Source organism: Nocardia aurantiaca (assembly GCF_009708175.1).
Taxonomy (GTDB): Bacteria; Actinomycetota; Actinomycetes; order Mycobacteriales; family Mycobacteriaceae; genus Nocardia; species Nocardia aurantiaca.
Map to the genome: position 1 here is coordinate 252,597 of NZ_WMBB01000008.1, position 14,400 is coordinate 266,996.

13 protein-coding genes are annotated in these 14,400 nt (G+C 68.3%); 7 read left to right on the forward strand and 6 right to left on the reverse strand.

The features are described 5' to 3' along the window. Nucleotides 1-454: 454 nt before the first annotated feature. The 7 genes from clpB (at nt 455) to GLP40_RS18915 (ending at nt 9,209) form a co-directional block, all read left to right on the forward strand. Nucleotides 455-3,010, forward strand: a complete 2,556-nt coding sequence (clpB, locus tag GLP40_RS18885) for an ATP-dependent chaperone ClpB (protein WP_328290360.1) — start codon at nt 455-457, stop codon at nt 3,008-3,010. A 276-nt stretch (nt 3,011-3,286) separates the two neighbouring features. Beyond that, nucleotides 3,287-4,180 carry a DUF5666 domain-containing protein gene (locus GLP40_RS18890; protein ID WP_154789237.1) on the forward strand — a complete coding sequence of 298 codons (894 nt, stop codon included), beginning with the start codon at nt 3,287-3,289 and terminating at the stop codon, nt 4,178-4,180. Nucleotides 4,181-4,730: 550 nt separating this feature from the next. Beyond that, entirely contained in the window at nt 4,731-5,816 is a 1,086-nt protein-coding gene (locus GLP40_RS18895; RefSeq protein ID WP_154789238.1) for a hypothetical protein, read from the forward strand. A gap of 148 nt (nt 5,817-5,964) precedes the next feature. Continuing rightward, the gene (locus GLP40_RS18900) at nt 5,965-6,789 is read left to right on the forward strand and encodes an SDR family NAD(P)-dependent oxidoreductase (protein ID WP_154789239.1); all 825 of its coding nucleotides are present in this window, start codon (nt 5,965-5,967) and stop codon (nt 6,787-6,789) included. An 8-nt stretch (nt 6,790-6,797) separates the two neighbouring features. Further along, nucleotides 6,798-7,343, forward strand: a complete 546-nt coding sequence (pyrE, locus tag GLP40_RS18905) for an orotate phosphoribosyltransferase (protein ID WP_040862323.1) — start codon at nt 6,798-6,800, stop codon at nt 7,341-7,343. Between the two features lie 121 nt (nt 7,344-7,464). Then, a complete protein-coding gene (locus tag GLP40_RS18910) occupies nt 7,465-8,523 on the forward strand; it encodes a beta-ketoacyl-ACP synthase 3 (protein ID WP_328290361.1) in 1,059 nt (352 codons plus the stop codon). Continuing rightward, nucleotides 8,523-9,209, forward strand: coding sequence for a lysoplasmalogenase (locus GLP40_RS18915; protein ID WP_154789241.1), 687 nt, complete (start codon nt 8,523-8,525; stop codon nt 9,207-9,209). Before GLP40_RS18910 ends, GLP40_RS18915 begins: the two co-directional genes overlap by 1 nt. Nucleotides 9,210-9,273: 64 nt before the next feature. Here GLP40_RS18915 and GLP40_RS18920 read toward each other — a convergent pair whose 3' ends face one another. The 6 genes from GLP40_RS18920 to GLP40_RS18945 all read right to left on the reverse strand — a co-directional run bounded on the left by GLP40_RS18920 (nt 9,274) and on the right by GLP40_RS18945 (nt 14,399). Next, nucleotides 9,274-9,873 (reverse strand): hypothetical protein, encoded by a 600-nt coding sequence (locus tag GLP40_RS18920; RefSeq protein WP_154789242.1) that lies wholly within the window; start codon nt 9,871-9,873, stop codon nt 9,274-9,276. Between the two features lie 171 nt (nt 9,874-10,044). Then, nucleotides 10,045-11,142: a phosphotransferase enzyme family protein gene (locus GLP40_RS18925; protein WP_230329695.1), complete on the reverse strand. Its 1,098-nt coding sequence runs from the start codon at nt 11,140-11,142 to the stop codon at nt 10,045-10,047. Beyond that, nucleotides 11,139-12,461, reverse strand: a complete 1,323-nt coding sequence (locus tag GLP40_RS18930) for a purine-cytosine permease family protein (protein ID WP_154789243.1) — start codon at nt 12,459-12,461, stop codon at nt 11,139-11,141. The genes GLP40_RS18925 and GLP40_RS18930 overlap by 4 nt, the downstream gene beginning before the upstream one ends. An 87-nt stretch (nt 12,462-12,548) precedes the next feature. Next, nucleotides 12,549-12,995 (reverse strand): hypothetical protein, encoded by a 447-nt coding sequence (locus tag GLP40_RS18935; RefSeq protein ID WP_154789244.1) that lies wholly within the window; start codon nt 12,993-12,995, stop codon nt 12,549-12,551. An 89-nt stretch (nt 12,996-13,084) separates the two neighbouring features. After that, on the reverse strand, nt 13,085-13,696 hold the full coding sequence (locus GLP40_RS18940) for a Uma2 family endonuclease (RefSeq protein WP_154789245.1): 612 nt from the start codon (nt 13,694-13,696) through the stop codon (nt 13,085-13,087). A gap of 40 nt (nt 13,697-13,736) precedes the next feature. Beyond that, complete coding sequence (locus GLP40_RS18945) at nt 13,737-14,399, reverse strand: response regulator transcription factor (protein ID WP_154789246.1); 663 nt, start codon at nt 14,397-14,399, stop codon at nt 13,737-13,739. Between the last annotated feature and the right edge of the window lies 1 nt (nt 14,400).

Consider the following 14,400-nt stretch of genomic DNA (forward strand, 5'->3'; position numbering starts at 1 on the left):
GGTCGCACGGATATAGCGGGAGGCCGATCGATTTGCGGGCCGCGGGGAGGTACCGGCGTGAACTCCGAGTTCGGACCACCGGTGGTCTTGCCGCGTGCGCTCGGTGCGCCGATCGCCTCGGCGGCGTCGGTCAGGAGCGGCGCAGCGCGGATCGGGACCATCAGGTCGCGGTTGCCGACCGGTCGCAGCAGTTTGCGCAATTCGGCTGCGCCGCCGCGGGATTGGAGGTTGCCGCCGAATTCACGGCCGATGATCGCGCGCACGGGGCGACCCGTTCGCCCGGAAACCGGGATGGTTGAGCTGGTGCGATGCGTCAATGAACGGGGTCGTCGCACGCGTAGCGTAGGTAAGGGCTTCGGCCCCTGGCGCGGGCGCCGAAAACTGGTCAGACTTGAGCGGAACAGACTCAACTTCTACCGGGTTGTAGTCAGCAACGACTAGTAGGAAGGTGACCGTGGACTCGTTCAATCCCACCACCAAGACTCAGGCGGCCCTGACCGCCGCGCAACAGGCGGCTGCCGTCGCCGGGAACCCGGAAATCCGTCCGGCGCACTTGCTGGTGGCGTTGCTGGATCAGACCGACGGCATCGCCGCCCCGTTGCTCAAGGCCGTCGCGGTCGACCCGGCGACGGTGCGACGCGACGCCCAGGAGATCGTGGACCGGCTGCCCCGGGCGACCGGCGCCACCACCACCCCCAACCTCGGGCGGGAAGCCATCGCGGCGCTCAGCTCCGCGCAGCGGCTGGCCACCGAGCTGGGCGACGAATACGTCTCCACCGAGCATCTCGTCTACGGCCTGGCCGCCGGGGACTCCGATATCTCGCAGTTGCTGCTGAAGTACGGCGCGACCGCCGACGGGCTGCGCGAGGCGTTCACCGCGGTGCGCGGCAATGCCCGCGTCACCTCGCCCGACCCGGAGGGTTCGTACCAGGCGCTGGAGAAGTACTCCACCGACCTGACCGCCGCCGCCCGCGAGGGCAAGCTGGATCCGGTCATCGGCCGCGACACCGAAATCCGCCGCGTGGTGCAGGTTTTGAGCCGCCGCACCAAGAACAACCCGGTGCTCATCGGCGAGCCCGGCGTCGGCAAGACCGCCATCGTCGAGGGCCTGGCCCAGCGCATCGTGGCGGGCGACGTCCCGGAATCGCTGCGCGGCAAGAAGCTCATCTCGCTCGACCTGGGCGCGATGGTGGCCGGCGCCAAGTACCGCGGTGAGTTCGAGGAGCGCTTGAAGGCCGTGCTGGAGGAGATCAAATCCTCTGCCGGACAGATCATCACGTTCATCGACGAGCTGCACACCATCGTGGGCGCCGGCGCCACCGGCGAATCCGCCATGGATGCGGGCAACATGATCAAGCCCATGCTGGCCCGCGGCGAGCTGCGGCTGGTCGGCGCCACCACCCTCGACGAGTACCGGCAACACATCGAGAAGGACGCGGCCCTGGAGCGCCGTTTCCAGCAGGTGCTGGTAGGCGAGCCGTCGGTGGAGGACACCGTGGGCATCCTGCGCGGGCTCAAGGAGCGCTACGAGAACCACCACCACGTGCGCATCACCGACTCCGCGCTGGTGGCCGCCGCGACCCTGTCCGACCGCTACATCACCTCCCGATTCCTGCCGGACAAGGCCATCGACCTGGTCGATGAGTCCGCGTCGCGCTTGCGCATGGAAATCGATTCCCGCCCGGTGGAAATCGACGAGATCGAGCGCGTCGTTCGACGGCTCGAGATCGAGGAGGTGGCGCTGGCCAAGGAGACCGACGAGGCGTCCAAGCAGCGACTGGAGAAGCTGCGCTCCGAACTCGCCGACGACCGCGAGAAGCTCAACCAGCTGATGACCCGCTGGCAGAACGAGAAGCAGGCCATCGACGCGGTGAGCGTGCTCAAGGAACAGCTGGAGTCGCTCAAGGGCGAATCCGAGCGGGCCGAGCGCGACGGCGATTACAACAAGGCCGCCGAGCTCCGGTACGGGCGAATCCCCAAGCTGGAGAAGGAACTCGCCGAGGCCGAGTCGAAGGCCAAGACCGCCGCCGATGGCGACGTCATGCTCAAGGAGGAGGTCGGGCCGGACGATATCGCCGAGGTGGTGTCGTCGTGGACCGGTGTCCCCGTGGGCAAGATGATGGAGGGCGAGACCCAGAAGCTGTTGCGCATGGAGGACGAGCTGGGCAACCGGGTCGTCGGGCAGAAGGAAGCCGTGCAAGCGGTTTCGGATGCCGTGCGCCGCGCACGGGCCGGGGTCGCCGACCCCAACCGCCCGACCGGGTCGTTCATGTTCGTCGGCCCGACCGGCGTCGGTAAGACCGAGCTCGCGAAGGCGTTGGCGGACTTCCTGTTCGACGACGAGCGCGCCATGGTCCGCATCGACATGAGCGAGTACAGCGAGAAGCACTCGGTGGCGCGCCTGGTGGGTGCTCCTCCGGGCTATGTCGGTTACGACCAGGGTGGCCAGCTGACCGAGGCGGTGCGGCGACGCCCGTACACGGTGGTGCTGTTCGACGAGATCGAGAAGGCCCACCCGGACGTCTTCGACATCCTGCTGCAGGTGCTCGACGAGGGCCGGCTGACCGACAGCCAGGGCCGCACGGTCGACTTCCGCAACACCATCCTCATCCTGACCTCGAATCTGGGTGCGGGCGGTGACCGGGAGACGGTGATGAGCGCGGTGCGCCGCGCCTTCAAGCCGGAGTTCCTGAACCGGCTCGACGATGTGGTCATGTTCCACGCGCTCGACGAGGAACAGCTGGAGCGGATCGTCGACATCCAGCTGAACCAGCTGCAGAAGCGCCTGTCCCAGCGCCGCCTGAAGCTCGACGTGTCCGACGGGGCCCGCTTCTGGCTGGCCGTGCGCGGTTACGACCCGGCCTACGGCGCGCGCCCGCTCCGCCGCCTCATCCAGCAGGCCATCGGCGACTCGCTCGCCAAGGAACTGCTGGCCGGGGAGTTGCAGGACGGCGACACGGTGAAGGTCAACGTCACCGCCGACGGCGACACCCTCATCGTCGGCCGCTGACCCAGCCGACCACCGCGGCCCCGAGTCAAAAGGCTCGGGGCCGCGCTGTGTCTGTCAGCGGCCAAGTGGCATCGCTGGCGAGTCGAACAGGGCAAAGTTCCCGGCCCGCCCCGGTCTGGACTGCGCTCCGCCTCCCCGCGCTTGGAGCGGGGGAGCGAACGGTTCCATAGACCAGCGCCTTGGAGGAGCGGAGGAGGGAAGACCGGGGTCACGAGGGCCGCGAACCGCCGGAGCGAAGCGGAGGCAAAATAAACCCAGCCGCCTACCCTGGAGGTCATGACTAATCCGAGCGATCCGTGGTCACGGCGTCCGGAACCGGACCCGGGGGAGAGGCCCGCCGAACAGGCCACACCGGACCGCCACACCTCGGATAGCGCCGCGGGCTACGGGCCCACCCAGGCCATACCCTCCGGACCGACCGATTATTTCGGGCAGCCTCCCGGCCTCGACGCCACTCGCGTGCTGCCGCCGGTGGACGCGCAGTGGGGCGGGTACGAGACCGGTGGCGGCTATGAGCCGACCGCCGTCTATCCCGGCCAGCAGGGGTACTCGCCCACGAGCAGCTATGGCGCGCCGGGATATCCGGCTGCGGGCGCAGCGGCCGGTGGTCCCGGTTATCCGGGCGGGCCGGGAGTTCCGCCCGGCGGGTATCAGCCCGCGGGCTTCCCGCAGAATCCGCCTCCGCCCGAGCCGCCACGCCGGACCACCCTGTGGATCGCGCTGGGCATCGCCGCGGTCATCGTGGTCGCCATCGTCGCCGTCCTGGTGGGAACAGTGCTGTCGGACAAGGTTTCCTCGAACAGCGCATCCGCGCCCAGCGGGAGCGTCAAGACCTCCGCATATCCGCAGCCGAGCCTGGGCAATACTTCGGCGGTCCCGCTACCCAGTGGCATTCCGACGATCCCGGGCCTCGGTGATCTGGATCAGCTGGGCGGCGCTATGGGCACCATCGCCGGCAACGACGGCTCCACCCTCACCATCACCAGCCTGTCCGGTGGCACGGTCACCGTGAAGACCGATGACAAGACGCAGGTGATCTCGCTGGGCAGCACCAAGGTTTCGGACCTGCCGGTCGGCGAGGTGGTCATGGTCCAGGGCGACAAGAACGCCGATGGATCCATCCAGGCGAAGCTGATCTTCAGCACCTCGATGCCGAGCGGAACCCGATGAACCGATGTTGAAAGATATTGGCGAGTGCCCACACCCGGGGTTCGCGGCGAGACCTTCGGAGCCGCGAACTCCTCCGGAGCGAAACGGAGAGCAGATCAGGCCTGAAGGTTCGCGGCCCGTCTCGTTCTGGACTCAGTAGAGCGGCGCAGCGAACGGCTCCATAGACCTGCGCCTTGGAGGCGGAGGGAGGGAAGAACGAGACTCCCGGCGTCGCGAGCCCGCCCGGAGCGGAGCTGAGGGCAAATTGGACCTGAAGGTTCGCGGCGCGTCTTGTTCTGGACTGAGTGGAGCGGAGGGAGGGAAGGACGAGACTCCCGGCGCCGTGAGCCCGTCCGGAGCGGAGGGCAGATTGGACACCGTTGGTTCGCGGCGCGTCTCGTTCTGGACTGAGTGGAGCGGGGGAGCGTAGCGGAGGAGCGGAGGGAGGGAAGAACGAGACCTCCAGGGCCGCGAGCCCGCCCGGAGCGAAGCGGAGGGCAAATTAGACACAGCATCCGCCCGGAGCGAAGCGGAGGGCAAATTGAGCACAGTGTGGATAGGGTAGGCGGCGATGACGGCAATATGGTTCGGGCTGGCGGCGATCGCGCTGGTGGGTGCGATCGTGCTGCTCTATTTCGATCGGCTGCAGCGGCAGCGCACCGGACACGTGCGGCAGGTTTGGGCGAAATCCCAGGGCTACACCTATGTTTCGGTGGAACCCGCGCTCGCCTCCACCTGGCGGCGCGGCGCGCTGGCCAAGCTCGGCTACCTGTCCGCGGTGGACGTGGTGTCGGGCAACCGCAAGGGCGAGAAGTTCGTGCTCTTCGATCTGGAGGACGCCGCCACCCTGGTCGCGGTGCGCCGGCAGATCGGCTCGGACATCGATATCGATCTGCGGCTGAAAACCGCGGCGCCGCCGAAGGACCACGATCTGGAGCTGCTCGGCGCCATCGGCGACCGGGTGGTCTTCGCCACCAATCCGGATGTCGCCCGGCACGCGGTGGACCAGCGCATGGTGGCGTTCATCGAATCGCTGCCCGACACCGTGCAGCAGCTGTGGTCCGAGGGCAACTGGACCCTGGGCATGCTGCCGGTGGGGTCCGTGGCCAAGGATTGGGAGATGGCCGTCGACGCGGTGCTGCGGCTGTCCGGTCTGCTGCATGTGCTGCCGCCGGTCATCAATGGCGAGCGCGGTCGCGACGAGGTCCCCGAACCCGGCCGCTCACGCCCGGTCCCGGAGGACGAAGAGTACGACGGCCACGACGAATTCGGCGACTTCGGCGATGAGGACCGCGATCGCCCGGTCCGCCCGCACGGCGAGCGGGGAGACGACTATGAGTCCCCGCTGGTCAGCGATATCGCCGGGGCGGGCGAAGCGGATGACGAGCCCGAAAACTGGCGTCCTGCGCTGAAAGTCGTGCCGGACCCGCGCAATCGCCCGCGCCGCAATTGGCCCCCCGCCCCCGAGGGCGAGGAGCTGGACCCGTACGACGAGGACGAGCGGTCGCGCCATCCCGAGGGCGAAGACCGTTGGGCCGAGCCGGAATCCGACCGCGAGCCGGAGGAGGGCTGGCGCAAGGATCAGGGTCGCAGTGCTCCGCCCGGCGGTCCGTTCCATCCGGGGTTCCGCCCCTACCAGGGACCCGCACCGAGGTGACGCCCTCCAGCCGTGTCAGCGCGCGGCACGCCGCAGCCACGTGGTGTCTGCGCGAATCCGCCGCGTGCGGGGCGGCTGGGGAACAGAATGGGGGCGCAATTCCGGTCATCGCCGACCGCTCCCGATTTGTGCGAGTGATGGGCCGTCGATGAGCGAGAGTTCGCCTGATCGTCAGGCCGCCGCGCGCCTGCCCGGCGCGCACCGCCCGGTGGCCTTGGTCACCGGGCCGACCTCCGGCATCGGCAAGGCGTACGCCATGCGGCTCGCCGCGCTCGGTTACGACCTGGTGCTGGTGGCGCGGAATGAGGATCGGCTGGCCGCGCTGGCACACGATGCGCAGGTGCGTTTCGGCGCGCGAGCCGAGACGCTGCCTGCCGACCTCGGACTGCCCGAGGATCGCGATCGCGTGGCCGCCCGGCTGGCCGAGGGCGTCGAATTCCTCGTCAACAACGCGGGATTCGGCCTGAGGGGTGAATTCTGGACGGTGGAGCCGGACGCCCTGCAGCGCCAACTCGATGTGAACGTCACCGCCGTCGTACAGCTGACCCGGGCGGCGTTGCCGCCGATGCTGCACGCGGCCAGGGGCACGGTGGTGAATGTGGCCAGCACCGCGGGCCTGATCCCCGGAAGGGGCTCGACGTATTCGGCCTCCAAGGCGTACGTCGTATCCTTTTCGGAAGGGCTGGCGGGCGCGTTGGCCGGGACCGGAGTCCGGGTGCAGGCGCTGTGCCCGGGATTGGTCCGCACCGAATTCCATGAGCGAGCCGGAATCGATATGGGTTCGCTGCCGCGACCACTGTGGTTGAGCGTGGACGAGGTGGTGGCCGGTTCGCTGCGTGATCTGGAGAGAAACCGGGTGATCAGCGTGCCCGGTATGCAGTACAAGGCGATCGTCGCGGTCGCCGAACTGATCCCACGATCCCTGGCCGCCCGCCTCAACCGGGGATTGTTCAACGCACGCGGAAGGACATAGACACAGCAATGCAGGTAACGACGACCGACCGGGACAGACTCGCGGCTCTGGTGCGCGACCTCGCCGTGGTGCACGGCCGGGTGACGCTGTCCTCGGGCAAGGAAGCCGACTACTACGTGGACCTGCGCCGCGCCACCCTGCACCACGAGGCGGCTCCGCTGATCGGCAAGCTACTGCGCGAACTCGTGGCGGATTGGGACTTCGACGCGGTGGGCGGGCTCACCATGGGCGCGGACCCGGTGGCGGCCGCGGTGATGCACGCGCCGGGTCGTCCCATCGACGCCTTCGTGGTCCGCAAGGCCGCCAAGACGCACGGCATGCAGCGCCAGATCGAGGGCCCGGACATCGTGGGCAAACGGGTGCTGGTGGTCGAGGACACCACGACGACCGGCAATTCCCCGCTGACCGCGGTGCGCGCGCTGCGCGAGGCGGGCGCGATCGTGGTCGGCGTGGCCACCGTGGTGGACCGGGAGACCGGCGCCGACGACATCATCGCGGCCGAGGGCCTGGAGTACCGGTCGATTCTGGGCCTGAAGGATCTCGCCCTGGGATAGGACTTAAGTCCTTACCGACTGGTTAACGTGACTTTGCTCTGGGCTGAACCCTTGCTCTCGGTTAGCCTGGTGCTGGTCTTACGTCCGACAAAGGTGTTGCGAAGGGTCGTGTGAGTCACCAGTGGTGAGCATTGCAATCAACAAGAGTCGTCAAAATGTTGCGATGCTCGGCATCGGCGCCTATCGGCCCCAGCGTCTGGTGACGAATGCCGAAGTGTGCGAGACCCTGGACTCCACCCCGGAATGGATCTTCGAGCGCACCGGCATCCGCAATCGCCGCTGGATCTCCGGTGACGAGACCCTGCGCAGCATGGCGGTGGCGGCGGGCAACCGGGCGCTGAACAACACCGGCATCGACCGGTCCAAGATCGGTGCGCTCATCTTCTGCACCTCCAGTTGGCTCAAGCTGACCCCGCACGGCGCGCCGAGCGTCGCCGCCGACCTGGGCATGAACGGCATCCCGGCTTTCGACCTGACCTCCGGCTGCGGCGGTTTCGGTTACGGCCTGGGTGTGGCCACCGACATGATCCGCTCCGGCTCGGCCGAGTACATCCTGGTCATCGGCGCGGAGACGATGACCGTGGGTTTGGACCCGAAGGACCGCGGCACCGCCATGATCTTCGGCGACGGCGCGGGCGCGGTCGTGGTCGGACCCAGCGAGGAGAACGGCATCTCCCCGACCGTGTGGGGCTCCGACGGCGAGAACGCCGAGGCCATCGCCCAGGACGTGGACTTCCTGGAGTTCATGAACAAGGCGCAGCGCCTGCAGGGCACCGACCCGGCCGTCGAGCCGGTGGGCCGCATGTCGCTGCACATGGAGGGCCCCAAGGTCTTCCGCTGGGCGGCCGTCACCCTGCCGCGCGCGCTGTCGAGCGCCATCGAGATGTCGGGCGTGCACAAGGAGGACATCGAGGTCTTCATCCCGCACCAGGCCAATGCCCGCATCAACGAGCTCATGAAGAAGAACCTCGGGCTCGCCGACGAGATCCCGATGGCCAATGACATCGAGAACACCGGCAACACCTCGGCCGCCTCGATCCCGCTGGCCATGGAGGAGATGCTGGTGACCGGCAAGGCCAAGGGCGGTCAGCTGGCGTTGCTGCTCGGCTTCGGCGCGGGCCTGTCCTACGCCGGACAGGTCGTGGTGCTGCCGCCGGCTCCGGCCGAACCCAGCTTCTGATGGCCCGCCCGTTCCGCGCCGCGTTCGTCGGCGCCGCGGCGTTGACGGTGTTCGGCGCTGTCACCGGTCGTGAGAAATTGCAGTGGGCCGCAAAGCCTTTGCTGATGCCGCTGCTGGCCGCCGATGTGGCCGTCAACGGTAGGTATCTGGATCGCGCCGATCGTACGGTGCTGCTCGGGTCGCTGGCCGCGGCCACCGTCGGCGACGTGCTGCTCATCGATCCGGATGACGATCGCCGATTGATCGCGGGCGCTTCGTCTTTCGCGGTCATGCAGACCGGGTACTCGTGGCTGTGGTCACGGCGCGGCGGGCGGCCGCGCCCGCAGATCCTGGCCCCGCGGGTGGCCGCTTGGCTGGGCGCGGCGACGCTGATGCGGCTCGAGGCCCCGACGGTGGCGACCCCGCTCACCGCCTATGGCGTGACGCTGGGTATGGCGGCGACGCTGGCCTCCGATCCGGAACTGGCCCGGGACGCGAAGAATATCGCGGGCGTGAACATTCCGAATGCGGACCCGCGCAGCCGACTGGGTGTGGGCGCATTGCTGTTCACCCTGTCGGACGGTTTGATCGTGCTGCGCCGTATTTTCGCGCGCGGTGAGAAGTCCCGACGCATCACCGAGGGCGTCATTCTCGGCACGTATGCCGCCGCCCAGTACTTGCTTGCGGATCCCCGCGCACATCGATAAATCGCTTTCCGGCAGCCGAATTCGATTCGGCTGCCGGAAAACGGGAATCATTTGTCCCGAGGGATCAGGGCAGCACCTGCGGAATGGCATCCGGGTCGACCGCGCCGACGAGCAGGCCGATCAGGGCGCCTTGGAGCGCGGGGCCGAGGGCGCAGAGCGGGATGAGGGGCAGGCCGACGATGGTGGCGGCGCAGATCACTGCCCCGATCACGGCCCCGACACCCGCACCCACCACCGCGGCATTGGCCATCGGATCGTGGTTCTTCGCATTCGGATCGGTGGCGATGTCCTGCGGCTGCGAAATCTCGGCCGCCGCCGGTTGTTCGACATCCGGGGTGACGGGCTGGGCGGCCTCCGGCGCGATGGGCTGGGCGGCCTCCGGCTCGATGGGCTGGGCCGCCTCCGGCTCGATGGGCTGGGCCGCCTCCGGCTCGATGGGCTGGGCCGCCTCCGGCTCGATGGGCTGGGCCGCCTCCGGCTCGATGGGCTGGGCGACGGCCTCCGCGACCGGAGCCGCGATGATCTGCACGACGGGGGCCGATTGAGGGGCCTCGGTCGTAGCGGTGGCCGAAGCCGTTCCCGTGCTCGCGAAGGTCGCGGCGACCGCCAGCGGCAGTGCCGCGACGAGTGCCTTACAACCGAAATTACGAATGGTGCGACGCATGATTCTTCCTGTTCTCCCGACCCCCGCAGCACGCTGAACTCAGATGGCGTGCACAATGATTCGCGTTGCGAATGGCAACGGAACAAGTTCTATCCGATCGAGGTCGCGGAATCAAGTGCCGACTCCGCTATTCTGTCGCGGCGGAATTGTGCTCGCCGACACGCTATTCGGTTACACGCCAGGGATTGCGGAGAGCAGTTCCCGGCCCTCGGCGGAATCGGTCCACCACGCGGTGTGGCCGAGGAAGTAGTCGGCATAGGCGATTTCGGCGTTCTGCATATTTCCGCCCGGGATCACGCCGAGGAAGTAGTCGATCTCGGAGAGCTCGTACTCGCAGTGCACCAGGGGGAGCAGCGCCGGCAGGGCACGGCGTTCGGCGGCGGTCAGCCGCCGCACCGCCTCGTAGGCCTCGATCAGTACGCGGACCCGATCGAACCGCGCATTCGCCGGGCCGCCCTCGCGGATCGAAATCCAGTCCACGGCACAGCGTTCGATGGCGGTGGCGAGGTCGTGGACGGCGGTGGTGCGGTCGCACAGGCCGAAGTCGATGACCGCGGCGGCGTCGCCATCGCGCCAGAGCAGGTTGGTGCCGTGCCAATCATTGTGTGTCCACAGTGGATCCAGGCCGGTGATCAGCGGCTGGAGGCGCGCGTGGACCGGGAGGTGGACGCGCTCCATGTCCCCACGCCAGTCATGCTCGGCCAGGAAGGCGCTCAGCGCGGGGCGTCGCGCGGCCCGATCCTCCACGGCTGCAATGGGATCGGCGGAGGAGAAGATCGTGAAGCCCGCGAGCAGCGGCCGGGGCGGCCGTCGTGGTGCGTCGTATCCGGCGGCGGCGAGGTGCAGCCGGGCCAGCAGGCGTCCGGCCGCGGCCGCCTCGCCGAGGGTGCGGTAGGGCGACCAGGAGAAGACGCCCGCGTATTCGTCGACGCCGTGGCCGAGTTCCTGGACCTCGTAGGCGAATTCGTCCAGATCGAGAGTCCGCAGCACATCCGGCACCGGAATCCGGTGTCCGCGCAGGTGATCCATGAACCGGTGTTCCTCGCCGAGCGCGGCCGCGTCCCGCAGCGTGCGCGGCAGCCGTTTGACGATGACATCGCGCCCGTCCGGCAGCCGTACCCGCGCGGTGGCCGACAGCGGCCGGGGACTGCGCCATGTGATGACCGCGTCCGCGCCCAGCACCGCCTCGACATCGCCGGAAGTCAGTCCGGGCCAATCGGGTTCGACCAGCGGGTCGAACCCCATGCCGTAGACGCGGTTGTCGGTCATCCCCGCCGGAACCGCGCCAGGAGCGCGGTCACCCCCGCGGCCGCCAGGAAGGAGTAGAGCGAGGCCGAGGACCACCAGCCGGGATGTACGTGCAGGGCGTCCTGCGCCCTGGTCCAGAAATCGGTCCACGGGCCGATCGAGCCCGGATTGAGCAGCTGGTACGTGACGAATCCAATGGCCCATGGCAGCAGCATGAGTGGCCGCGTGGGCGCGGTCTCGGTGAGATTCCAGCCGGTGCGGCCGCGGCCGAAGTGGTAGTCGACGACCAGTACCGCGCACAGCGGTACGAACACCGAGCCGATCAGCACCAGGAAGTTGGCGTAATTGCTGAAGTCGCGCACGGGCAGTGCCAGCAGTGTCACGGCCAGGCCGACGAAGCCCGCCAGCAATCGTCGGTCCACCCGGGGCAGCAGGTTCTGGATGGACATGGCCGTCGAATAGATATTGGCGAACGATTGATCCGATTCGCGCAGCACCAGCACCGCGAAGAACAGCCAGCCCGCGGTAACCCCGAGGAAGGTGTCGAAGACGTGGTCGGCGCTGCCCGCGTGCAGGATCGCGAGAATGCCGAGCAGATAGCACCAGACCTGCGCCACGGAGTAGCCGAGCACGGTGGCGCTCGCCGCGATCCGCGCGGACGGGGAGTGCCGGGTGTAGTCGGCGGCCAGCGGCACGAAGGAGATGGACACCGCGAGGGTGCTGTCGACGGCGGGCCAGAAGCCGCTCCAGCTCGTATCGGTGGGCAGCGGAACAGGCTGCCGCAGTAGCTGGAGCGTGAAATAGATCAGCGCGACGGCCACGGCCGCCGACACGTACTTCCGCAGCGCACGCACCGCTGACAGCGGCCAGATGGCCATGACGGTGGACAGCGCACCGGCGGCGACGATGACGATCCAGTGCGGCACCCGGTCGTGCGTGAGCGCCGAGACGCCGAGCGTGATGACGGTGAGTTCATACACACCCCAGCCGATGCACTGCACGATATTCGCGCCCGTCGGCAGATACGACAGGCGTGTTCCGAACAGTCCTCGCAGCACCGCCATGGCCGGCGCGCCGGTGCGCGATCCGATGGCCGCTGGTCCGGCCACCATGGTCGCGCCGATCACCGTGCCGACCACGGTCGCCAGCAAGGCGCCGGCCAGTGGCAGACGGGAGCCCTCGGCAGGGGAGAGCACGACCGCGGCCCCGCTGAAACCGATGAGGCTGACGCCGATGTTCAGCCAGAACGCCGCCTGATCCGTGAATCCCAGCGTGCGCGGCGGCTCGGTGTCGAGCACCAGCGGCGCTTCTCTGTGGTCCGGTCTCTCAGCGATCGTCATGGCCGGGATGCTACGGCCCGGGTCGGGCAATTCCGGCAGTCAGGCGGTTTGACCTGGTATGTCTCTCATGAGAGTCGCGGAGAGCGGTCAGAGGCACAGCATGATCCGGTCGCGGTTGCGAGGATCGACGCGGATCGAAATCGTCCCGCCCACTGCGATTCTCGGCTTCACCACCGGCTCGACGTCGAACACGATGCTGCCGTAGTAGGTCTCGGACCCCGGCACCACGAGTTCGAGATCGAGTTCGGTGATTTCGGTGCAGTGGTCGGTGCGCTGCAGCGGATGGACGCCTTCGATGTTCGCCCACCCTTCCAGTCCGTGCCGGAGCAGTCTCCGGTCGGAGCGGGTGGGGCGTTGGGCCAGCAGCATGCCCAGACCGAGGAAGGTTCCGAAGAGACCGACCAGTGTGACGATCTGTAGCGGTACCGTTCCGGGCGGGGTGAGCGGGAGCAGCAAGCCCAGCCACAGTCCGAGGGTGACGAGATATGCCGTCGTCACTCCCAGCACGGTACGGATTATGCGCGCGTGGTCCATACACCCTCCAACCACGGCCTTCAGAATTCCAGGATAGTCCCGAAGTTGGTCCCGTGTGGCCGATCAGGCGCGGTCAGAGGGCCGGCCGATCAGGCGGACGCGCCGGAGGTGCGTAGCGCGGTGAGCGCGTCCAGGTCGAGGGGGAGGGTGAGCCCCTCGAGTTCCAGGGTGACCTGTCCGGAGTACTCACCGGTCGGCATGTATCGCCCGTCCCGCAGCCGATGGGTCCGCAAAAGCAGCGAATCCTCGGTCTCCAGCAGCCAGTAGTGGCCGATTCCTGCTGTTGCGTACTCGGCGAACTTCATGATCCGGTCCACCCGACGCGAACCCGGCGACACGATCTCGATGGCCGCCATCACATCGCCCGGCCGCACCCGGGTGGCGTGCTCGGCCCCGGCCTCACCGCCCACGATCAGCACATCCGGCACCCGCACGGTGGGCGGCGCGCCATCATCGATGATCAATTCGATGCGCGCCATGGCGGCAACCCGCCGCGGCAGCGCCCGCTCCAGTTGAGCGGCCAAGCGCCACACCGCGAGTTGATGCCGGGGCGGCTGCGGCGCCACCACCAGCACGCCGTCCACCAATTCGCGGCAGTGCCGGTTGTTCTCCGGGAGCAGCGACCACTCCGCGATGGTCAGGAGATGATTCGGCCAGTATTCGACCGATTTCAGCAATTCCGCGGAACTCGACCGAGTCATGGGCCCAGTCTTCCACGCTCGGCAACCGTGCCGCGATGTTTCAACCCCTCAACCGCAGAACGGCGAGTACGCGCCGATGATGCAGGTCCGAGGGCGGCAGCTCCAGCTTGGTGAAGATATTGCCGATGTGCTTTTCGACCGCGCGTTCGGTCACCGTCAGGGCCCGCGCGATGGCCGCGTTGGACAGACCCTGAGCCATGGACTCCAGCACCTCGCGCTCGCGCGAGGTGAGCCGGGCCAGCGAATCCTGTTGCCGGGCAGCGCCCATGAGCTGGCTCACCACCTCGGGATCCAGCGCGGTGCCGCCGGTGGCGACCCGGCGCAGGGCCTCGGCGAAATCGCTCACATCGGCCACCCGGTCCTTGAGCAGATAGCCGACGCCGCCCGCGCCGGAGGCCAAGAGTTCGGTGGCGTAACGGGTTTCGATCCACTGCGAGAACACCAGCACCCCGATGCCGGGATGGCTGCGGCGCAGCGCGAGCGCGGCCAGCAGACCCTCGTCGGTGAAGCTGGGCGGCATGCGGACGTCCACCACGGCGACGTCCGGCACCTGGTCGACGACCGCGACATGCAGACCGGTCGCATCGCCCACGGTGGCCACCACCTCGAAACCGCGCTCCGACAGCAGCGCGGTCAGCCCGTCCCGCAGGATGGCGTTGTCCTCGGCGATGACCACGCGCAGCGGCCCGTTCGCGGCGCCCATG